This window comes from Paraburkholderia sp. JHI2823 (genome assembly GCF_038900695.1).
Classification (GTDB): Bacteria; Pseudomonadota; Gammaproteobacteria; order Burkholderiales; family Burkholderiaceae; genus Paraburkholderia; species Paraburkholderia mimosarum.
Genome location: NZ_JAYMRY010000008.1, coordinates 194664 through 216880, shown reverse-complemented (window position 1 = coordinate 216880; position 22217 = coordinate 194664). Strand labels below are relative to the sequence as shown.

Below are 22217 nucleotides of genomic sequence, written 5' to 3'. Positions count from 1 at the left end.
CCGCGCCGCTTTCCGCTTGCCTTACGCCTTCTTGTTATACGCACTGCACCAGCCCTTGCCCGCGACCTGCTTGCCGCCGAACATCGGGCACGGCGCGAACGCGTCGGTGGCTTTGCCCTGGTAGAACGAGCAATTGCTGCAGTCCTGGCCGGCGGCGTATTTCGCGAACTTCGCCTTGTCGACCTGGGTCGCGTCGAGCTTGTAGCCGAGCGCCTGGGCGGTGGGATCGGATTCGGCGACCTTGGGCGCATCGGCGAAGGCCTGGCGCGAAAGCGCGAGCGTCGAGGCAACGCCAATGCTCGTGATCAGAAAGCTGCGACGGGACGATTGCATATGACTCACTCCAGTATTGTGTTGTGGCGATTCGTTCGCTGGGGTAACGCGCGGCTTTTGCCACGCGAATGCCGGACGCCGCTCCGTTGGCGGCGTGGCGAAGAAGCTTAACAACGAAGCAAGACGGCGAGACGCTGCAATGCCGGAGATAAGTGAGCCGCAACATGCGGCTCACTCACGGAAGGGGAATGGCAAGAAGGGAATTCAGTCGATCGCGGCCATTTCGCACACGCGCTGCGCGATCGCGAGCGAAGCCGTGAGCCCCGGCGACTCGATGCCGAACAGGTTCACGAGGCCGCGCACGCCGTGCGAGGCCGCGCCCTGGATCATGAAGTCGGCGGCGCTCTCGCCCGGGCCCGAGAGCTTCGGGCGAATGCCCGCGTAGGCCGGCTGCAGTGCGCCGTCGGGCAGCGCGGGCCAGTAGCTGCGGATCTGCGCGTAGAACGATTCGGCGCGCCGCGGATCGACGTCGTAGTCGATCGCGTCGATCCATTCGACGTCGGGGCCGAAGCGCGCATGCCCGCCCAGATCGAGCGTGAGATGAACGCCGAGGCCCGCGTCGTTCGGCATCGGATAGATGAGACGCGTGAACGGCACGCGGCCCGACACGCTGAAGTAATTGCCGCGCGCGAGATAGAGCGGCGGCACGTGGCGCGCGTCGAGCCCCCGGATGCGCTTCGCGAGCTTCGTCGCGTAAAGGCCCGCGCTATTGATGACGCAGGCCGCGCGGATGTCGGTCGGCGCATCCCCGGCCGTCCTCACGGTGAAGCCGCTGCCGAGCGCGTCGATCGATTCGACCGGCGACTTGAGCGCGATCACGGCGCCGTCGCGCTCGGCGTCGCCCTGCAGCGCGAGCATGAGCTGATGGCTGTCGACGATGCCCGTTTGCGGCGAGTACACGGCCGCGACGCATTCGAGCGCCGGCTCGAGCGCGAGCGCCTCGCTCCCGCTGATGCGCGTGAGGTCGAACACGCCGTTTTCCTTGCCGCGCGCGAGTATCGCCTCGAGCTGCGGAATCTGGTTCGCCGCGGTGGCGACGAGCAGCTTGCCGCAGCGCGCGTGGGGCACGTTACGCGTCGCGCAGTAGTCGTACAGCATCTCGCGTCCGCGCACGCACAGCGTGGCCTTGAGCGAGCCGCGCGGATAGTAGAGCCCGGCGTGAATGACTTCGCTATTGCGCGAACTGGTGCTGGTGCCGATGGCTTCGGCGGCTTCGAGCACGATCACTTCGCGCCCGCGCGCGGCAAGCGCACGCGCCACGGCGAGGCCGACCACGCCCGCGCCGATCACAACACATTCGATCTGGTCCATGTCCCTGCGTCCCGCCTTCGCGACGCCAGCAGGCAAGCCGGCCGCGCCACGATCCTCTCTGCCATGGGTATGGCGGTGCGCATCGCGCACCGCTGCTTGAGGAAAATTGTACGCCGCCCACCGAGGCGGCTACGACTTGCACTCGCGGCGAAGGAGCGGAAGGGAACAGAGGAAGGCAGTCAGCGTGTCCGCGCGTCAGCCGCGAACGTCACGGCGACGCTGAAAGACACCGCTACTGCGTGCGCCGGGCGCGGAAGAAGCCCGCCGTGATCTGCTCGCGCGGCACGGTGTAGCCGCCCATCGCATATTGCTGCGGATAAGCCGGCGAATTGGGGTCGAGACTGAGTTCGCCGTCGGCACGGGCGCGCGCCAGTTCGGCCTTCACTTCGGCGCGCGTCCTGGGACCGTTGTTCGAGGCTGCTACGACGACCGGATCTGACTGAACGGTCGGCGCCGCATCGCCACTCGCGAATGCCGGCGCGGCTGCGAGGGCGGTGGCGGTGGCGGCGCTGACCAGCAGCGCAGCGAACGGAATGGACTTCTTCATGGCGGTGCTCCTTCCGGCGACTGCGGATCACGGTGCGATGGGCTGCCGGGGATGCAGGCCAGGCGGTGCGCAATCCGGGGAGAGGTTTGGAATACGCGAGAGCCAGTGTAAACATCGACTATCGAAAAGCCACGCCGATAAGCAACAAGTCTCCGTTGCACTGAAGACAACAATTTCGTGCGGAATACCGCGCGCGGTTCGGGGTTGTTGCGCTCAAATACTCAATCTCCCGGCGCGCTGCGGTTGAAGGGGATCGGCCGCGTCCCCATCTCAAATGAACCGCAGCAGTCCGGCCTTTGCGAACCGGGTATAGGATCGATGGTCAGAACGTACCCGCCCTGTTGCGTTGCCGACGTGATCGCCTCGCTGGGCGCCGTGCACGGAGTCGCCAATATGACGTTGTGGAAACATTGCCTTACGCTCACGTTCTGCGCCGCACTGGCGGGAACGAGCGCGTGCGCGGTGGGGCAAGGCACGGCGCAACAGCCCGAGGTGCCGGCCTATGTGCCGGCCCCGGGGCCCGCTGTCGCGCCAGCCGGGGAGCCCACGACGCCACCGCCACCGCCGCCGTCAGCGCCGACCGCGCCTGCTACGACGACTGCGCCGCCGCCCCCACCCGCCGCGCCTGCGACGGCGCCGGTCAACGAGGCCGTGGTGCAGTGGACGCTGGAGGTGTTGCGCGACGGCCAGCAGATCGACTCGTTCGACGGCACCACGACGGTCGGCCAGGCGCGCACCGATACGCACCACAAGGTTGTCGCGCACAACGTGGGCTGCAAGGATCAGCCCGCGGGCAGCATCGACCTGTCACGCACGATCACGGTTTCGCCGCTGCAGGTGCGGGCGAACCTCATCGTCCTGTCGATCGACGCCCAGGAAACGCTCGAAGGCGACACCGCGCCGAGCACGCCCGAAGGCTGCAAACTGCCGCCGCAGCCGCGCCAGGTGAGTGCGAACCATCCGGGCCTCATCGTGCCGGACGGTCAATGGGTGAACTGGCAAATCGTCGACCGGAACCCCTCGCTCGTGTACCGGGTGCGCGCGACGCTCGCGCCTCACGCCGCGCAGTGACGGATGCGCGACCCGGCGCGACCCAACCCGTTAAAAAAGCATGCGAAATCCCGAACAACCGCTGATCGACAGCTCGCCGCGCAACGACTTCGTCGCCGTGAGCTGGAACCTCCACAAGGGCCGCTCGCCGCTCGGCTTCGAGGCCTGGGAGGCCATGCGGCGCTGGGTCCAGTCCACCCACGCCGACGCCTGGTTTCTCCAGGAGGCAATGGCCCGCCGCCTGCCGCAGCCGGTGCTCGCCTCGGCCTTCGGCGCGCAGCTGGACGACCCGGTCGAAGACATCTGGCACTGCCAGGCCACCGAAATCGCCACTGCGCTCGAGTTGCAGATCGCGCTCGGCCCCAATGTGTTCAAGCCGTCGTGGCGGCATGGCAATGCGATCCTCTCGCCGCATCCGCTCGACCTCGGCGGGCGCTGGGACATCTCCGCGCACCGCTTCGAGCGGCGCGGCTTGCTGGTCGCGCGCGCGAACGTGGCCGGGCAATCGGTCACGCTGCTGTGCGCGCACCTTGCACTCACGCGCAGCGCGCGCCTGCGGCAGATGCACTGGATCGCGCACTGGATCGTGAAGGAAGCGCCGCAGGGGCCGCTCGTGCTGGCGGGCGACTTCAACGACTGGCGCAACGATTCGGTGCCGCTGTTCGCCGAGCACGGCTTGCAGGAAGTCGCCACGCTGCTCGGCGAGCCCGCGCGCACGTTCCCGGCTTTCTCCCCGGCCCTCGCGCTCGACAAGATGTTCGTGCGCGGCCTGAAGCCCGTCGAATTGATCCAGCCCGCGCAGGAAACGGCGTGGCTTTCCGATCATCTGCCGTATATGGCGCGCTTGCGGCTCGAATGACGCGCCGGGCCACCAGGCGCCGCCGATCCGGCGCCTGCCCCGCGGCACGCTCTTGAATGCCGCCCGCGGCACGCGCGAGCACGCTACTATGGCGCGTTGCGCACCGCGCCTTTCGTCGGGTCTCCCCGGATGCATTACCTCGCCACGCTGCTGCAGATCGTTGTCGTCTATCTGTTTGCGCTCATCAGCCCCGGCCCCAACTTCTTCATGGTGACCCAGCTCTCGCTCGCCGGGCGGCGCGGGCTGGGCGTGGCTTCGGCGGCGGGCGTGGGCGTGGGCTCCACGCTCTGGGCCGCGCTAGCCATGCTCGGCTTCGCGGCGGTGCTGCAGCACATCGGCTGGCTCTACAACGGCGTGCGCGTGGCGGGCGCGCTCTACCTCGTCTGGTTCGGACTCAAGCTGCTGCGTTCGGGCGTGCGCCGCGAGCTGGCCGCGGCGGCGCAAGCGGTGGCCGCGCCGCCGCCGCCCGCCGACCGGCGCGCGTGGCTGCGCACGTGGCGCGCGGGGCTCTTCACCTGCCTGACTAACCCGAAGTCGTGCGTGTTCTGGACCAGCGTGTTCGCGGCGGTGTTTCCGGCCCATCCGCCGCTCTGGTTCTATGGCGTCGCGCTTGCCACGGTCGCGGCGATGTCGTTCGGCTGGCATTGCAGCCTTGCCTTCCTGTTCGCCGACGATCGCACCCAGCGCGGTTATCGCCGCCTGCGCCGCCCCATCGACGCGTTTTGCGGCGCCGCGCTGATCGGGCTCGGCGTGAAGCTTGCTGCGGACCGCTAGGAAGCGCTCACGTGCCGCATTGCCGCAGCACCGCTGCAGCGTCGAAAACGGCGTGATCGCGCGTCTATCCGCACCTAAAATGCGCGCCGAAACTGCCCCGCGAGCAGGGTCAATGCTGCGGGCCGTCAGGCCTTCCGGTATCATTTAGCGCAAAATTCGCACGCGCGCGTCTTACGCGCGTATGAAGCTGCGTCGCAGGCGGCTCGAGACCCCGCTCTCGCGGGTTCTTGCAAGCTCCGGTCCACAAGGCCGGACGATTACCCGCCGCCGCCATCGCAACTCGCCAGCTGTCCTGCGCCCGAGCCAATCATGCTCGTGGGGCGCGCCAGCAAGCCACCGCACCGGGTCACCTCTTGCCGCGAAGCGTGGCCGTATGCCGTCCGGGCGCGGCTCATGCGCGGACCGTGTCTGATCCATGCGGGGTCCGCACATCGGCCTGAGCAGGTCCTTGTGGCCCGAGCGCGGTAAAATGGCGGATTGCGCCTCGTTCGCAGCGGGGCGGACTGGAAAACCGGGCTTGCCTGCCTGATGTCCAGGGCAGACCAGGGCATTGGGCAGCCGGGTCCCGAGCATATCGTCAAGCTACGCTGTACTGGACAGCAGGCCGGCAGGACCGCCCGAATCCGGCGGCCCTTGTTTCGCAATTCAGGAACCATGAGCAAATTCACCGAAGAAACCGTTCTGAGCGTCCATCACTGGACCGACACGCTTTTCAGCTTCACCTGCACGCGCGACCAGGCCCTGCGGTTCGACAACGGCCAGTTCACGATGGTCGGCCTCGAAGTGGACGGCAAGCCGCTGATGCGCGCGTACTCGCTCGCGAGCGCGAACTATGAAGAGCATCTCGAGTTTCTGAGCATCAAGGTGCCGGACGGCCCGCTCACGTCGCGCCTCCAGCACCTGAAGATCGGCGACAAGGTGCTGATCGGCAAGAAGCCCGTCGGCACGCTGGTGGCCGACAACCTCCTGCCCGGCAAGGTCCTCTGGCTGCTCTCCACCGGCACGGGCCTCGCACCGTTCATGTCGATCATCAAGGACCCGGACATCTACGACCGCTTCGACAAGATCGTGCTCACGCACACCTGCCGTTTCGTCGACGAACTCGCGTACAAGGATTTCATCACCGAAGAGCTGCGCGAGCACGAATACCTCGGCGAGATCGTGCGCGAGAAGCTCGTGTATTACCCGACCGTCACGCGCGAAGTGTTCGACAATCGCGGCCGCATCACCGAGCTGATCGATACTCAGAAGCTGTTCGAAGACCTCGACCTGCCGCCGTTCTCGCCGGAGCGCGATCGCATCATGCTCTGCGGCAGCACGCACATGCTGCGCGACACGGTAGAACTGCTCGAAAAGGCCGGCCTCAAGGAAGGCAGCAACAACGAACCTGGGCACTACGTAGTGGAAAAAGCGTTCGTCGGTTGAGCGCCGCGCCCGAGTCGTTCGCCACTCGCAGAACCGGAGCCTTGCGCTCCGGTTTTTTTTCGCCTGCGCGCTGAAAATTGGCCCGTTATTTTGTCGTTGACGCGGTTACGTTTGTCACAAAGTCACGATACTTTGTTGTCAGTGTTTTTCCTACATGACAAACGCGCGTGACTTCACGCTACACCTGAGGTTTTAGCGCTAACCCTTGTCAGATATGAGGGTTTTTTGATTTTTGCGATAATATCGCAGTGCAGCATCGGATACATTGGATCGGCTGAGGGCCAGAGCCGGTTGTTACGGAAAGTAAATTTCGTTACGCTGCGCCGTGCTGTTTGCCGTCACACCAAGAACGTCGGACGAAAACCCGACAGCCAGGACCGGTTCAGGAACGGGGGAATGATGGATACGCCGAGATACGCCGCATTGAACGCGTGCACGCCAGGCAGCGATGCGCCTCGCGCCGCCTATGCGGCCGACGGCCTCGCCCTCCTCGCCTGGTCCGCCGCCGCAGATGAAGCGGCCACGGCGGCCTCGCTAGAAGGTCTCTCGCGGGTTCAGCGGCAAATTGCCGCACCCGCGCGCCACGCGAGGCGCTCATCGGGCGGCGACACCGCCGCCCGCTCCATCCACGCCGACGAAGCGGCGCGCCAACGCCTGGCGCGCGATCTCCACGACAGCGTTGGCGCGGAACTCGCCGCCACGCACTTTGCGCTTGCCAACGTTCACAGCTGGCTGCCCGCCAACGCCCCGCCGCAGTGCGCCGAGGCACTCGCGCTGGTTGCTCGCTCACTCGAAGCCGCCACCGGCGCGATGCGCCACGTGCTCGACGGTTTGCACGCGCCGCAACTCGATGCGGGGCTCGCGCCCGCGCTGGCCGGCTGGGTGCGAGGCTTCGGCGCGCGCACCGGGCTGGCCGCCCGGCTGGCGGTCACCACCGACGACGCGCGCCTCGCGCGCCTGCCCGCGCAAGCCGCGCTCGCCGTGTTCCGCGTGGCGCAGGAGGCGCTCTCGAATGTGGCACGTCATGCGCACGCCACGCGCGCCGAGGTGCGGCTCGAAAGCACGGCGCGCCACCTCACGCTCACCGTGGTCGACGACGGCATCGGCCTCACGCGCCGCGGCGCGGCGCACGGCATTGGCGACGGCGAGGGCACGCGTGCCAGGAGAACGGACCGCTCCAGCCAATCGAGCCATTACGGCCTCGCCGGCATGCGCGAGCGCTGCGCCGCCTTCGGCGGCTCGCTGCGCGCCGTCACGGGCGGCATCGCGCCCGCCGGGCGCGACGAAGCCTCGCAACGCGAAGCGGCCCCGCGCGGCACGACAGTGCGCGCCCGCTTCGCCTGGGACGCGCTGCTCGGCACATCGCTCGGCGCCTCGCCCCTCCTCCCGAAAGAAGGCGCTCGCTCATGACCCATCGCATCCTGCTCGTCGACGACCATGCCGTCGTGCGCCAGGGCGTCCGCCAGTTGCTGCTGGACCGCGGCATCGCCAGCGAAGTGATCGAGGCGCAGACCGGCGCCGAGGCGCTCGCCGCGATCCAGAAGCACGTATGCGACGTGGTCCTGCTCGACATCTCGTTGCCGGACATGAACGGCGTCGAGGTGCTCAAGCGCGCGAAGAAGAAGGCGCCGCGCGTGCCGGTGCTGATGTTCTCGATGTATCGCGAGGATCAATACGCGGTGCGGGCGCTGAAGGCGGGCGCGGCGGGCTATCTCTCGAAGACGGTGGACGCCGCGCAGATGATTGCGGCGATCCAGCAGGTCGCCGCGGGCCGCAAGTATGTGAGCCCGGCCATGGCCGAGGCGCTCGCGGACTACGTGCTCGTGGACGGCGAGCAGCTCCCGCACGAGAAGCTCTCCGACCGCGAATACCAGACGCTGTGCATGCTCGCCTCGGGCCAGCGCCTCACCGACATCGCGCACGCGCTCTCGCTCTCGGTGAAGACGGTGAGCGTCTACCGCACGCGGCTGCTCGAAAAAATGAAGCTCAGCAACAACGCCGAGCTGACCTTTTACGTCATGAGCAACCGGCTCGTCGACCTCTCCCCCACCGTGAACGCCTGAACGGCTCTGCCCGCGCCACCGAGGCAGCCTTCTCGCCATAAGCGACTGATCCGGAAATGGATTGCGCCGTTTGCACCGGTCGCCGCAATGATTGCGCGCAGGCGTGCGGGTTTGCGGCGGAATCGTCCACGCAATCCTCGCGTTTTCGACCCGGCTCGACCGGGCTCGCGCGCGACATCCGCTAAAATTTAGGGTTTCCCCCAGACATCGGCACGCGAGGCCGGCGAAGCCAGCGGCGAAGGCAAGTCAAGGTCGAAAGACCGCGCCGGCTCCGCGCTCTCGCGCGTATTACGTGGAGTTCCCAGCCAAATGTCCCTCTTTCGCAAGAAGAACGTCGAGCACATGCTGAAGGCGAGCGCTCAGGGCGCCGGTCTGAAAAAAGCGCTCGGCGCGCTCGACCTCACCTTTCTCGGCATCGGCGCGATCATCGGCACCGGCATTTTCGTGCTGACCGGCACCGGCGCCGTGCAGGCCGGGCCGGCGCTCATGATCTCCTTCCTGATCGCCGCCGTGGCCTGCTGCTTCGCCGCGCTCGCCTATGCCGAATTCGCCTCGACAATTCCCGTCGCCGGCTCGATCTACACGTACTCGTACGCCACGCTCGGCGAACTGGCCGCGTGGGTCATCGGCTGGGACCTGATGCTCGAGTACGGGCTCGCCACTTCCGCGGTCTCGGTGGGCTGGTCGGGCTATCTGCAGTCGCTGCTCGCAGGCTTCGGCCTCACGCTGCCCGCCGCGCTCAGCGCCGCGCCCGGCGCGGTGCCCGGCGTGCATACGCTCTTCAACCTGCCCGCCCTCCTCGTGATGATGGCGATCACCGCGCTGCTCTCCGTGGGCGTGCGCGAATCCACGCGCATCAACAACATCATGGTCGCGATCAAGGTGACCGTGGTGCTGCTCGTGATCGCCGTGGGCGTGTTCCACGTCACGCCCGCGAACTGGCATCCGTTCATGCCCAACGGCTGGAATGGCGTGTTCGGTGCGGCGGCCGTGATGTTCTTCGCGTTCATCGGCTTCGACTCGGTGTCTTCCGCCGCCGAAGAAGTGAAGAATCCGAAGCGCGATCTGCCCGTCGGCATCATCGCGTCGCTCGCGGTGTGCGCCGTGCTCTACGTCGCCGTGGCGGCGGTCGTGACCGGCATCGTGCCCTCGCAGCGCTTCGCCCATGTCGGTCACCCGGTCTCGTTCGCGCTCCAGGTGGCGGGCGAAAACTGGGTGGCGGGCTTCATCGATCTGGGCGCCGTGCTCGGCATGCTCACCGTGATCCTCGTGATGAGCTACGGCCAGACCCGCATCATCTACGCGATGTCGCGCGACGGCCTGCTGCCCGCGAAGCTCTCGAAGGTGCATCCGCGCTTCGCCACGCCGTTCTTCACGACCTGGCTCGTGGGTATCTTCTTCGGATTGGTCGGCGCACTCGTGCCGCTCAACGTGCTCGCCGAACTCATCAACATCGGCACGCTCGCCGCGTTCTCGATGGTGTCGATCGCCGTGCTCGTCCTGCGCAGGACGCACCCGCACCTGCCGCGCGCGTTCCGCTGCCCGGGCGTGCCCGTGGTGCCGGTTCTCGCGGTGGGCTCGTGCCTCTTCCTGATGATCAACCTGCAGCCGCTCACCTGGGTCGCCTTCCTCGTCTGGACCGCGGTCGGCCTCTTCGTCTACTTCGGCTATTCGCGCCGGCATTCGCGCCTCGCGCACGCGCCGCACGAGCACGTGCATCACGAACAGTAAGCGCGTCTATTACGAAGCCTCGCTGCACTGCAACGCAACGGCCCGCCCGATATTCGGAGCGGGCCGTTTTTCATGCTGTGCCGCATCGCTTGCGGCAAGTACAACCCCCCGCAGCGTAAACCGGCAAATTGTGCTTTACTGTCCAGGCTTCACTGAACAGCAAGGCACCAGCCGGACCCAGATTCCGCTCCACCCGCTTCGCCCGAACCGCCTCGTCATTGTTTGCGTGGCGGTATGCGTTGCGCGCGCAGCCAGCGCGATGCGTTTAACGGGTAAGTATTTCGGCGGGCGGTTGTGGCGGTCGATTCAGTGTCATAAGCGGGCCCAGGCAGGTCTCTCTATCCCATCACAAAGTATGGGACCGGAGTCAAGCACAGCGCCGCTCCAGGCGACGCGCTTCGGCGCGGGACCGGAGCAGGCACGAAAGCGCGAACTCCGGTCGACATTGGAGACAGTCAATGGCGATCAGTATCCGCCTCCTGGTCAACGGCTCGCCCGTGACCGCAGAGGTCGAACCTCACACGCTCCTCGTCCAGTTCCTGCGCGAACAGCTGCGTCTCACCGGCACCCATGTCGGCTGCGATACAGCGCAGTGCGGGGCCTGCACCGTCCATCTCAATGGTCGCGCAATCAAGTCATGCAACCAGCTCGCGGTGCAGTGCGACGGCATGGAAGTGACGACGATAGAAGGCCTCGCGAAGAACGGCACACTGCATCCCATGCAGGCCGCGTTCCGCGAATGCCATGGCCTGCAATGCGGGTTCTGCACGCCCGGCATGGTGATGTGCGCGACCGCGCTCGCCGCACAGAAGCCCGACCTCACTGAAGCCGACGTGCGCGAAGGCCTCGACGGCAACTTCTGCCGCTGCACGGGCTATCACAACATCGTGAAGGCGGTGGTCGCGGGCGCGCAGGAAATGCGCGCCGGCACGACCGCCGCCGCGTGATTCGGGAGGCCGCCATGAATGCACCCGAACCCAATCGCATGATCGGCGCGCCCGTGAAGCGCAAGGAAGACTTCCGCTTCCTCACCGGCGCCGGCCAATATACCGATGATGTCGTCCTGCCCGCGCAAACGTACGCCGTATTCGTGCGCTCGCCTCACGCTCACGCGCGCATCAGGAGCATCGACACGAACGCCGCCAGGGCAACGCCCGGCGTCGTGGCCGTGTTCACCGGCGCAGACCTCGCGGCCGAGAACGTGGGCGGCCTGCCGTGCGGCTGGCTGATACACAGCATCGACGGCACACCCATGCACGAGCCGCCGCATCCCGTGATCGCACACGAAAAGGCGCTGCACGTGGGCGACCAGGTCGCGCTCGTGATCGCCGATTCGATCAAGGCCGCGAAGGATGCCGCCGAGCGCGTCGAAGTCGACTACGAGGAACTGCCCGCCATCGTCGACACGGCGCATGCCGCCGACGCGGGCCAGCCGCTCGTGCACGACAGCGTGCCGAACAACACCTGCTATACGTGGGGCCACGGCGACAAGGCCGCGACCGACGCTGCGTTCGCGCGGGCCGAGCACGTGACGACGCTCGACATCGTCAACAACCGCCTCGTGCCGAACGCGATCGAGCCGCGCGCCGTGAACGCAAGCTACTCGGCGCACGACGACAGCTACACCGTGTACGTGGCGAACCAGAACCCGCACGTCGAGCGTCTGCTCATGGCCGCATTCGTGCTCGGGCTGCCCGAGACGAAACTGCGCATCGTCGCGCCGGACGTGGGCGGCGGCTTTGGCTCGAAGATCTTTCTGTACGCCGAAGATGTCGCGCTCACGTGGGCCGCGAAGAAAATCCGCCGCCCGGTGAAGTGGACCGCCGAACGATCGGAGTCCTTCGTTTCCGACGCGCACGGCCGCGACCACGTGACCCGCGCCGAACTCGCGCTCGACAAGGACGGCAAGTTCCTCGCCATGCGCGTGCACACCACGGCGAACATGGGTGCGTATCTGTCGACGTTCGCCTCCAGCGTGCCGACCATCCTCTACGCGACGCTGCTCGCGGGCCAGTACACCACGCCCGCGATTTACGCCGAGGTCAAGGCCGTGTTCACGAACACGGTGCCGGTCGATGCATACCGCGGCGCGGGGCGCCCCGAAGCGACCTACGTGGTCGAGCGTCTCGTGGAAACGGCCGCCCGCGAGATGAACATCGACCCGGCCGAAATCCGCCGCCGCAATTTCATCACGCGCTTCCCGTACGCCACGCCCGTGGGCCTCACCTACGATACGGGCGACTACGAAACGTGCCTCGCGCGCGCGCTCGAACTCGCCGACGTAAAGGGCTTCGCCGCCCGGCGCGATGCCTCGAAGGCGCGGGGAAAACTGCGCGGGCTCGGCCACTCATGCTACATCGAGGCGTGCGGGCTTGCGCCGTCGAACATCGCGGGCGCGCTCGGCGCGCGTGCGGGCCTGTTCGAAGCCGGCGAGGTCCGCGTGAACCCCACGGGCTCGGTCACCGTCTTCACGGGCTCGCATAGCCATGGCCAGGGGCACGAGACGACCTTCGCGCAGGTCGTGTCCGACCGACTCGGCGTGCCGATCGAGCAGATCGAAATCGTGCACGGCGACACGGCCCGCATTCCGTTCGGCATGGGCACCTACGGATCGCGCTCGATCGCCGTGGGTGGCTCGGCGCTCATGAAAGCGCTCGACAAGATCGAGGCGAAGGCGAAGAAGATCGCCGCGCACATGCTCGAAGCGGGCGCCGAGGACATCGAGTTCGCCGATGGCGTGTTCCGCGTGGCCGGCACCGACCGCACCAAGACTTTCGCCGAAATCTCGCTGGCCGCGTACGTGCCGCACAACTACCCGCTGGAGACGCTCGAACCGGGCCTCGACGAAAGCGCGTTCTACGACCCGACCAACTTCACCTACCCGTCGGGCGCGTATCTCTGCGAAGTCGAAGTCGATCCCGATACGGGCGAGACGCGCATCGAGCGCTTCACCGCCGTCGACGACTTCGGCAACGTCATCAACCCGATGATCGTCGAAGGCCAGGTGCATGGCGGCCTGGGCCAGGGCATTGGCCAGGCGATGCTGGAGCGCTGCGTGTACGACAACGAGAGCGGCCAGCTGCTCTCGGGCTCGTACATGGACTACGCCATGCCGCATGCGTCGGACATGCCTTCTTTCACGGTGGAAACCGCAAAAGGCACGCCGTGCACGCACAATCCGCTTGGCGTGAAGGGCTGCGGCGAGGCCGGCGCGATCGGCTCGCCGCCCGCCGTCATCAACGCGATTCTTGATGCGCTCAGCTCCCTGGGCGTCAAGGACCTGCAGATGCCGGCTACGCCGCATCGCGTCTGGCAAGCGATCCAGGCCGCCCAGGCCCCTTCCCACTCTTCACAGCCTTGAACGGAGGCGCACCATGTACGCATTCGACTATCAGCGCGCAACCGACGCGCAAGGCGCCGTGAAGACGCTCGCCGCCGACGCCGACGCGAAGTTCCTCGGCGGCGGCCAGAGCCTGCTCGCGGCGATGAAGCTGCGGCTCGCGCAACCCTCTACGCTCGTCGACGTCACGCGAATCCCCGAGCTCAAAGCGATCTCGGTGGACGGCAAGACGGTGAAGGTGGGCGCGGCCGTGTGCCATGCCGACGTCGCCGAAAACCCGCAGATCCGCAACGCGCTGCCGGCGCTCGCGGACCTCGCGGGCATGATCGGCGACCGCCAGGTGCGCGCGCTCGGCACGCTGGGCGGCTCGATCGCGAACGACGACCCCGCCGCCGACTATCCCGCAGCGGTGCTCGCCCTGAACGCGACCGTGGTGACGGACCGGCGACGCATCGCAGCCGACGACTTCTTCCTCGGCATGTACGAAACGGCGCTGGAACCCGACGAGCTGATCGTCGCCGTCGAGTTCCAGGTGCCCGAGCGCGCGGCCTACGAGAAGTTCCGCCATCCGGCCTCGCACTTCGCGCTCACAGGCGTGTTCGTCGCGAAGTACGGTGGTGAAGTGCGTGTGGCGATCACGGGCGCCGCGCCATCGGTGTTCCGCGCGAGCGCGCTGGAAGACGCACTGAAGACGAACTTCGCGCCCGAAGCCGCACGCGCGGTGACCATGCCCGCCGACGACCTCAACACCGATCTGCACGCGAGCGCGGAGTACCGCGCGCACCTCATACCGGTGCTCGCGGCGCGGGCGGTGGCGAGCGCCAACGGCTAGGCCTGTCCCGATGGCGAGCGCACCCGCGTCGAAGAAAACGCGGGGGCGCCCGCCTCAATTGATCCGCGCCCGCACACCGCTCATGCAATCCGCCTCCATCGACGACACGCTCGCGCAACTCGAAGCGCGCGGCTATTTCGCGAGCCGCGAGCTCGCCACGGCGCTCTTTCTCGCGCTGCGCATGGAGCGCCCGCTCTTTCTCGAAGGCGAGCCCGGCGTGGGCAAGACCGAGCTGGCTAAGGCCGCCGCGGCCATGCTCGGCACGACGCTCCTGCGCCTGCAATGCTACGAAGGGCTCGACACGGCAAGCGCGCTCTACGAGTGGGACTATCCGCGCCAGATCATGGCGCTGCGGCTTGCCGAAGCCGCCGGCGAAAAGCCGCGCAACGACACGCTCTATCGCGACGAATTCCTGCTCAAGCGGCCCTTGTTGCAGGCGCTGCAACTGGACCCCAACAACCCCGCCGCCCGCCGCGTGCTCCTGATCGATGAAATCGACCGCGCCGACGAGCCGTTCGAAGCGTTCCTGCTGGAGCTTCTTTCGGACTTCCAGGTATCGATTCCCGAGTACGGCACCGTGCGCGCGAGTACGCCGCCGCTCGTCGTCATCACCTCGAACCGCACGCGCGAAGTGCACGACGCGCTCAAGCGGCGCTGCCTCTATCAATGGCTCGGCTACCCGGACCGCGCGCGCGAACTCGCCATCGTCGCCGCGCGCGCGCCCGAGACCAGCACCGAATTGCAGCACCGCGCGGTGGCGTTCGTGCATCAATTGCGCACGATGGACCTCTTCAAGGCGCCCGGCATCGCGGAGACGATCGACTGGTGCCGCGCACTTTCCGCGCTCGCCGTGACGGAGCTCGATCCGCAATCGGTGCAGGACACGTTGGGTGTGCTGCTCAAGTACCAGGACGACCTGGCGCAGCTCGACGCGCAGCGCATCGCGCAAACGCTCGCGCTCGCGGAGTGAGCACGATGGCTTCCGGCGAAACCCAGGCGACACCGGCCACCGCAACGCCCACGCTCGCACCGAAGTTCGCGCGCAACGTCGTGCACTTCGTGCGCGTACTGCGCGGCGCGGGCCTGCCGATGTCGCCGTCACGCGCCGTCGACGCGATAGAGGCGCTGCGCCACATCGACCTCGGCCGCCGTGACGACGTGCACGCGGCGCTCGCGGCCCTGCTCACGAGCGCGCCCGACGAGCGCGAGATCTTCGACGCCGCGTTCGACCTCTTCTGGCGCGATCCCGATTTCGAAGGCAAGCTGCGCGCGCTCCTGCTGCCGAAGGTGCAGGGCGGCGTGCCGCCGCCGCGCCGCAACAACCGGCTCGCCGATGCACTCGCGGCGCGTGCGGCCACGCGCCCCGGTGCGAGGCCGCCGCCCTCGCACGAAGAACATGAGTTGCGCGCCCATGCCACCTTCAGTGCCGAAGAGCGTCTGCGCCATCGCGACTTCGACACGCTTTCCGCCGACGAATGGCGCACGCTGCGCCACCTCATCCGCGCGCGCCGCCTGCCGCTCGCCACCGAGCGCACGCGCCGCCTGAAGGCCGCCTCGCATGGCACGCACGCCGACCTGCGCGCGAGCGCGCGCCACGCGGTGCGCGCGGGCGGTGACTGGACCGTGTGGAAATATCGCGCGCCGGTGGAGCGCAAACTGCCGCTCGTGCTGCTGCTCGACATCTCCGGCTCGATGAGCAGCTATTCGCGCGCGGTGCTCTACTTTTGCCACGCGCTGCTGCAATCGCGGGAACGCCTGCAGGTGTTCCTGTTCGGCACCCGCCTCACGCACGCCACGCGCGCGCTGCGCGAACGCGATCCCGACATCGCGCTCGCGCAGCTCGCGACCCACGTTGCGGACTGGTCGGGCGGCACGCGCATCGGCGCGGCGCTCGCGGAATTCAATCGCCGCTGGGCGCGCCGCATGCTCGGCGGCCGCGCGACCGTGCTGATCGTCACCGATGGACTCGATCACGACGACTGCGGCCTGCTCGGCGAGGAGATGGGGCGCCTGCACCGGTTCGCGCATCGGGTGGTGTGGCTCAATCCGCTGCTGCGTTACCGCGATTTCGCACCCAGGGCGCGCGGCGTGCAGGCGATGCTGCCCCACGTCGATGCGCATTACCCCGTCCACAACCTCGACAGCCTGGAGGCGTTCGCGCGCAGCCTGTGCGAAGCCGCGCCGATGGCGCATGCGAGCCCTGCAACTCGACCGGCACGCGCATTGCACGCGCTGCAGGTGCGCCCGGAACAAGGAGAAACACGATGGAGCTGACCGAAAGCCACACGCTGCCCGTGCCGCAACAGCGCGCCTGGGAGGCGCTCAACGACACGGTGATCCTCAAGGCGTGCATACCGGGCTGCGAGAGCCTCGAAGCCGATGGCGAGAACACCTACGCCGTCGCGCTGGTCGCCGCCGTGGGTCCGGTGAAGGCACGCTTCAAGGGCCGCATGGAGCTCTCCGATGTCGACGCTCCGAACAGCTACAGGATCGTGTTCGAGGGCCAGGGCGGCGCGGCCGGCTTCGGCAAGGGCGACGCACATGTGAAGCTCGAGCCCGCCAGCGACGAGACGACCACACTCATCTACACTGCGAACGCCCAGGTGGGCGGCAAGCTCGCACAGATCGGCTCACGCCTCGTGGACGCCGCGGCGCGCAAGATCGCCGGCGAGTTTTTCAAGCGCTTTGGCGCGCAGCTGAGTCCCGGGGGCGCCGAGGAACAGCCGGATGCCGGCGAAACGGCCGCACAAGCCGGGGACGCGGCCGAAGGCCAGCCCGAAGGCGAAGGCACAGAGGAAACACCAAAGAGGAAACGATCATGGACAGCGTGGATCTCGAAGTCCTGAAATCCAGCGTACGCTGGCTCGATGCGGGGCACCGCGCGTTGCTGGTGACCGTCGTGAAGACATGGGGCTCGTCGCCGCGCCCCGAGGGCGCGATGCTCGTGGTGCGTGACGACGGCCTGGTCGTCGGCTCCGTTTCGGGCGGGTGCATCGAGGACGACCTCATCGACCGCGTGCGCCGCGAAGGCGTGACGATCGCGAGTCCCGAAGCGGTGAAATACGGCATCACGGCCGAAGAAGCGCATCGTTTCGGACTCCCATGCGGCGGCACCATCCAGCTCGTGCTCGAACCGTTGAGCGAGGCGTCGAACCTTCGCGCGCTGCTCGAAACCGTCGAGCGCGGCGAACTCGTTGCGCGCACACTCGATATGGCGACGGGCCAGGCCACGCTCGGCCCCGCGAGCGCGACCGACGGCGTGGATTTCGACGGCGCGCGCCTGCTCACCATCCACGGCCCCCGCTACCGCATGCTGGTGATCGGCGCGGGGCAGCTTTCGCGGTATCTCTGCCAGATCGCGGCGGGCCTCGACTACCAGGTGACGGTGTGCGACCCGCGCGAGGAATACACCGACACGTGGGATGTGCCCGGCACGACGCTCGTGCGCACCATGCCCGACGACACCGTGCTCGACATGAAGCTCGACGAGCGCTGCGCCGTCATCGCGCTCACGCACGACCCGAAGCTCGACGACCTCGCACTGATGGAGGCGCTCAAGACGCGCGCGTTCTACGTGGGCGCGCTGGGCTCGCGGCGCAACAACGCGGCGCGGCGCGAGCGGCTCAAGGAGTTCGACCTCAGTGAAGCGGAGCTTGCGCGGCTGCACGGACCGGTGGGCATCTACATCGGCAGCCGCACGCCGCCCGAGATCGCCGTGTCGATACTCGCGGAGGTGACGGCGGCGAAGAACGGCGTATCGCTGCCCACGATCCTTCAGGTCGAAGGGGCGAAGGCGGCACGCGAGCAGGCAGCGGGCGCGGGATCGACGTGCGACGCGTGAAGCGAGCCTCGGGTGCTTCTCGCATCGAAGGCCGCGTTCCTCGCATTGTTACGAACCCCAAATGAACTGCGGGCCGCGACTCGGCGTCGGCGGCCCGCAGCACGGGATGCTTCCAGGCGGGCGGCTAACGCCGCCGCGCTCCGGCTTCAGCGCGAGGCATCAGCCGAACAGTTTCATGGCCTGCGTGAGCGTATTGGTCACGCCCCACGCGAGCGGCACCAGCACGTAGAGCCAGAAGATCGCCATCAGCGGCTTGTTCGACGCTTTTTCGGCAGCCTGGGTGGTCATGGTGTATTCCTCCTTATTTGCCGGCAGCGAGTTGCGTCTCGCTCATGTGGTGCTTCGCATCCACGCGGCGCACGAGCAGATTGCAGATGAAGCCGATCACGAGCAGCGAGGCCATGATCTGCACGGTCATCGTGTACGCATCGGCCTTCGCCACGCCGTGCGCGACCTGGTACGCGCGCACGTAGTTCACGAGCACCGGACCCGCCACGCCCGCCGCGGCCCATGCCGTCAGCAACCGGCCGTGAATCCCGCCGACGAACGCCGTGCCGAACATGTCCGCGAGATACGCGGGCACGGTCGAGAAGCCGCCGCCGTACATCGAGAGGATCAGGCAGTAGGCGAGCACGAAGAGCACGATGTTGCCGCTCTGCGCGAACTGCGGCACCGCGTAATACAGCACCGCGCCGAGCACGAAGAAAATGAAGTACGTGTTCTTGCGGCCCACCCAGTCGGACGCCGAGGCCCATACGAAGCGCCCGCCCATGTTGAAAAGCGAAAGCAGACCGACGAAGCCCGCGGCCGCTGCCGCGCTCACGGTGTCCTTGAAGCTCTCCTGGATCATGACCGAAGCCTGGCCGAGAATGCCGATGCCGGCCGTCACGTTGAGGAACAGCACGAGCCAGATCAGGTAGAACTGCGGCGTCTTGAGCGCCTGGTCGATGTGCACGTGCTGGCTCGAGACGAGCTTTTTCGCCACGACGGGCGGCGTCCAGCCCGCCGGCTTCCAGTTGGGCGCGGGCACGCGGATGGCGATCGCGCCGATCGTCATCGAAATGAAGTATGCGATGCCGAGCACCACGAAGGTCTGCGCGACGCCCACGCTCGTTTCGCTCGCGAAATGCTTCATCAGCATGACCGAGAGCGGCGCCGCGATCATCGCGCCGCCGCCGAAGCCCATGATGGCGAGGCCCGTGGCCATGCCGCGACGGTCGGGGAACCAGCGGATCAGCGTGGAAACCGGCGACACATAGCCAAGCCCGAGGCCGATGCCGCCAATCACGCCATAGCCGAGATAGAGCAGCACGATCTGGTGCAGATACACGCCGAGCGCGGAAACGAGGAAACCGCCGCCAAAGCAGCACGCGGCGGTAAACATCGTGCGGCGCGGGCCGACGCGTTCGAGCCACTTGCCGGCAAACGCGGCCGAGAGGCCGAGAAACACGATGGCGATCGAGAAGATCCAGCCCAGCGTGGTGAGCGACCAGTCGTCGGCGGCGGACTGCGTAATGCCGATCACCTTGGTGAGCGGCGCATTGAATACGGAAAATGCGTAGGCCTGGCCGATGCACAGGTGCACGGCGAGCGCCGCGGGCGGCACCATCCAGCGCGAAAAGCCCGGCGGGGCGACCGTCGCCTCCTTGGAAAAGAATGGTGCGGACTGCGCACCGCGCGTCGAATCTGCAACGCTGCTCATGGGGTCTCCTGAGTCGGCCGGAGGTTGAGAGCGAGAAAACGTTCGCTCCGGTCCCATCCAAAATGGCTGTTGGTAGGCGTGGTTTCTGTGTTCTTTTGTGCGCTAACGCACGAAACACTTGATTGCCGCTTGACGGCTGCACGAACCTTAGTCCCCTGGCGCTGCCTTGGCAATATGAGACGAACATGCATATGCGGCGGGGAGGCGCGCGCGCAGGCGATCGGCGCCGATCGTTGCGCGCGCAGCGAATTCGACGGCGGCGCCGTGTGACGCCACGGAGAACGACGCAAGCGGCCGGGCTGGCATTTTCGTTGCGTGATCCAATATCTAGACTCAATGCTCGATACACGGCTCAACGCCGGCGCTTTGCGCGCCAGCCGCTTGACAAGGCCCGCACATGACTTTTAAGTGACGGAACTAGCGCTGATCCGTGATCCGACACCCGCCGAGCCTCCCATGCGCCTCGCTCTCGTTCTTTGCCTAGCCGTGCTCGGCTCCGTCACGGAAACCTTCGCCGCTGAACTGCGCGCGGGAGTGCCGCAGCTCACGACGGGCGCGCCCAACCCGGCGGGCAGCGCCACGCAGGCGCCCTACACCAACGAATCGGAAACGCAGACCTTCACGGTCAACGCGGACGGCTCGTACACGAAGCTCGACTCGCTCACGCTGCGCGTGAACACGGAGGCCGGCATCGCGCGCGTGGGCCAGTACTACGTGTGGTTCAACCGCGAAATGGCCCACGTGGACGTGCTCGAAGCATGGACCGAAGACCCCCGTGGCGGCCGTCACGACGTGCGCCCCGAGCAGATCCGCGACGTCCAGGAAGTCCGCTCGTTCGACGCTCCCATGTTCCAGGACGTGCAGGACAAGGTGATCGTGTTTCCCGCCGTCGAGCCGGGCGCGCGCGTGCATCTCACATGGCGCAAGATCCAGCGCGTGCCCCTGGTGCCCGGCTGGTTCAGCGATTTCACGCCACCCGACCTCGCGCCCACGCACAACTTCCGGGTGATCTACGACCTGCCCGCGAACGTGCCGCTCTATGCCGACACGCGCGGCTTCACCGTCCTGCCGCCCGCCACGCTCAACGGCCGCACACGCTACGAGTACCGCTACGACAAGTCGAACTTCGAGCGCCTCGAGCATGGCTCGGTCGCTTACGTGAGCTACGGCGACCGGTTGATGGTGTCCACCTTCCCCGACTACGCGGCGTTCGCGAAGGTCTACCGCGAAGCCGCCGACGACCCGGGCGCGCACGACGCGGCCATCGTGCGCCTCGCACAGACACTGACCGCGCACGACGACACCCCGCGCGCGAAGGCGCAAACGCTCTACGACTGGGTACGTCGCAACATCCGCTACGTGGCGATCAACATCGGCCGCGGCGAGATCGTGCCGCATCGCGCAACCGACGTGCTCGCGAACCGCTACGGCGACTGCAAGGACCACGTCGCGCTCTACGGTGCGCTGCTCGGCGCCGTGGGCATCCGCAGCACGCCCGCGCTCGTGAATAGCGGCACGGTCTACACGCTGCCTGCCGTGCCCGGCTTCGGCGTGATCAATCACGTCATCACGTGGCTGCCCGATTTGCAGATGTTCGCCGATTCCACGGCGAGCAACGTCGAATTCGGCTATCTGCCGTCCACGGACATGGACCGCACCGCCGTCCTCGCCGGCGACGGCACGCAGGTCCGCACGCCCGCCACGGCCACGACGACGCGCGAGAGCGATCTCGACATCACGGTCGCGCCCGACGGCTCGGCGCGCTTCATCTACCGATTGCAGGCCGACGGCTGGTCCGCCGAGCAGACGCGCAGCGCGCTGCGGCTGCAAACGCCCGCGCAGCGCGAGGAATCGCTGCAATGGGAGCTGCGCAACGCCAACTTGCGCGGCAGCGCCATGCTCGCCTCCAGTCCGCTCGACGCCACGGCCGGCCCGCTCGTGCTCACGCTCACGGGCACCTTCGAAGGTTTCGTCGATCCGGAGATGACCACGCCCGTGCCCACGCTCACGAGTTTCGTGGGCGGCCTCGATGCGAATCTGCATTACTGGCTGGGCGAATCGCGCCGCACGCAGCCGTTCGTATGCCGCAACGTCGTGGTGACCGAACGCGCGCGCATCGTGCTGCCGACGGGCATGCGCGTGCTCGACGTGCCGATGCCGCTGCACGCCGAGAACCGTTTCGTCGATTTCCGTTCGCAGTACACGCTGGATACGGCCGCAAACGTGCTGCGCGTCACGCGCATGGGGCGCACGCATTTCGAAAGAGACGTTTGCAATGCCGAAGATTTCACGCAGATGCGCCCGGCGTTCGAGACCATGGCGCGTGACCTGCGCGCACAACTGATCGTCAAGCCCTCGGCGCTGGGCGCAACGCGAGAGAGCGCGACGAACGCGCAGTGAGCCTGCGCG

At 67.3% G+C, this 22217-nt stretch carries 19 protein-coding genes and 1 pseudogene; 15 read left to right on the top strand and 5 right to left on the bottom strand.

Annotation, left to right across the window (positions count from 1 at the left end):
- Positions 1–21 precede the first annotated feature (21 nt).
- From VSR34_RS12310 to VSR34_RS12300, 3 genes are all read right to left on the bottom strand, one after another.
- The gene (locus VSR34_RS12310; protein ID WP_028211859.1) at positions 22–333 is read right to left on the bottom strand and encodes a high-potential iron-sulfur protein; all 312 of its coding nucleotides are present in this window, start codon (positions 331–333) and stop codon (positions 22–24) included.
- Positions 334–537: 204 nt separating this feature from the next.
- Positions 538–1644, bottom strand: coding sequence for an NAD(P)/FAD-dependent oxidoreductase (locus tag VSR34_RS12305; protein WP_342962585.1), 1107 nt, complete (start codon positions 1642–1644; stop codon positions 538–540).
- A gap of 232 nt (positions 1645–1876) precedes the next feature.
- Positions 1877–2191 carry a DUF4148 domain-containing protein gene (locus tag VSR34_RS12300; RefSeq protein ID WP_342962584.1) on the bottom strand — a complete coding sequence of 105 codons (315 nt, stop codon included), beginning with the start codon at positions 2189–2191 and terminating at the stop codon, positions 1877–1879.
- A gap of 651 nt (positions 2192–2842) precedes the next feature.
- Here VSR34_RS12300 and VSR34_RS12295 point away from each other — a divergent pair.
- The 14 genes and pseudogenes from VSR34_RS12295 to VSR34_RS12230 all read left to right on the top strand — a co-directional run.
- Positions 2843–3262, top strand: a pseudogene (locus VSR34_RS12295) (hypothetical protein); the annotation flags it as partial.
- Positions 3263–3302: 40 nt separating this feature from the next.
- Positions 3303–4100, top strand: a complete 798-nt coding sequence (locus VSR34_RS12290) for an endonuclease/exonuclease/phosphatase family protein (protein WP_028211861.1) — start codon at positions 3303–3305, stop codon at positions 4098–4100.
- Between the two features lie 129 nt (positions 4101–4229).
- Positions 4230–4874 carry a LysE family transporter gene (locus VSR34_RS12285; RefSeq protein ID WP_342962583.1) on the top strand — a complete coding sequence of 215 codons (645 nt, stop codon included), beginning with the start codon at positions 4230–4232 and terminating at the stop codon, positions 4872–4874.
- A gap of 654 nt (positions 4875–5528) precedes the next feature.
- The gene (locus VSR34_RS12280; protein ID WP_028211863.1) at positions 5529–6299 is read left to right on the top strand and encodes a ferredoxin--NADP reductase; all 771 of its coding nucleotides are present in this window, start codon (positions 5529–5531) and stop codon (positions 6297–6299) included.
- Between the two features lie 396 nt (positions 6300–6695).
- Positions 6696–7709 carry an ATP-binding protein gene (locus VSR34_RS12275; RefSeq protein WP_342962582.1) on the top strand — a complete coding sequence of 338 codons (1014 nt, stop codon included), beginning with the start codon at positions 6696–6698 and terminating at the stop codon, positions 7707–7709.
- Positions 7706–8362 (top strand): response regulator transcription factor RqpR, encoded by a 657-nt coding sequence (rqpR, locus tag VSR34_RS12270; protein WP_028211864.1) that lies wholly within the window; start codon positions 7706–7708, stop codon positions 8360–8362. The genes VSR34_RS12275 and rqpR overlap by 4 nt, the downstream gene beginning before the upstream one ends.
- A 309-nt stretch (positions 8363–8671) precedes the next feature.
- Entirely contained in the window at positions 8672–10093 is a 1422-nt protein-coding gene (locus VSR34_RS12265) for an amino acid permease (RefSeq protein ID WP_342962581.1), read from the top strand.
- A 458-nt stretch (positions 10094–10551) separates the two neighbouring features.
- Positions 10552–11040, top strand: a complete 489-nt coding sequence (locus tag VSR34_RS12260; protein ID WP_342962580.1) for a (2Fe-2S)-binding protein — start codon at positions 10552–10554, stop codon at positions 11038–11040.
- 14 nt (positions 11041–11054) lie between these two features.
- Complete coding sequence (locus tag VSR34_RS12255; RefSeq protein WP_342962579.1) at positions 11055–13454, top strand: xanthine dehydrogenase family protein molybdopterin-binding subunit; 2400 nt, start codon at positions 11055–11057, stop codon at positions 13452–13454.
- Between the two features lie 13 nt (positions 13455–13467).
- On the top strand, positions 13468–14265 hold the full coding sequence (locus VSR34_RS12250) for a xanthine dehydrogenase family protein subunit M (protein ID WP_342962578.1): 798 nt from the start codon (positions 13468–13470) through the stop codon (positions 14263–14265).
- 82 nt (positions 14266–14347) lie between these two features.
- The gene (locus VSR34_RS12245) at positions 14348–15235 is read left to right on the top strand and encodes a MoxR family ATPase (protein WP_028211869.1); all 888 of its coding nucleotides are present in this window, start codon (positions 14348–14350) and stop codon (positions 15233–15235) included.
- Between the two features lie 119 nt (positions 15236–15354).
- Positions 15355–16539, top strand: a complete 1185-nt coding sequence (locus VSR34_RS12240; RefSeq protein WP_238327807.1) for a VWA domain-containing protein — start codon at positions 15355–15357, stop codon at positions 16537–16539.
- The gene (locus VSR34_RS12235) at positions 16530–17111 is read left to right on the top strand and encodes a carbon monoxide dehydrogenase subunit G (protein WP_342962577.1); all 582 of its coding nucleotides are present in this window, start codon (positions 16530–16532) and stop codon (positions 17109–17111) included. Before VSR34_RS12240 ends, VSR34_RS12235 begins: the two co-directional genes overlap by 10 nt.
- Entirely contained in the window at positions 17084–18106 is a 1023-nt protein-coding gene (locus tag VSR34_RS12230) for an XdhC family protein (protein WP_342962576.1), read from the top strand. Before VSR34_RS12235 ends, VSR34_RS12230 begins: the two co-directional genes overlap by 28 nt.
- A 159-nt stretch (positions 18107–18265) precedes the next feature.
- On the opposite strand, the gene VSR34_RS12225 is transcribed toward VSR34_RS12230, so the two are convergent.
- On the bottom strand, positions 18266–18394 hold the full coding sequence (locus VSR34_RS12225) for a hypothetical protein (RefSeq protein ID WP_028211872.1): 129 nt from the start codon (positions 18392–18394) through the stop codon (positions 18266–18268).
- 13 nt (positions 18395–18407) lie between these two features.
- A complete protein-coding gene (locus VSR34_RS12220; RefSeq protein WP_028211873.1) occupies positions 18408–19808 on the bottom strand; it encodes an OFA family MFS transporter in 1401 nt (466 codons plus the stop codon).
- A gap of 456 nt (positions 19809–20264) precedes the next feature.
- Here VSR34_RS12220 and VSR34_RS12215 point away from each other — a divergent pair, with 456 nt between their 5' ends.
- Complete coding sequence (locus tag VSR34_RS12215; protein WP_342962575.1) at positions 20265–22208, top strand: DUF3857 and transglutaminase domain-containing protein; 1944 nt, start codon at positions 20265–20267, stop codon at positions 22206–22208.
- Positions 22209–22217: the final 9 nt, after the last annotated feature.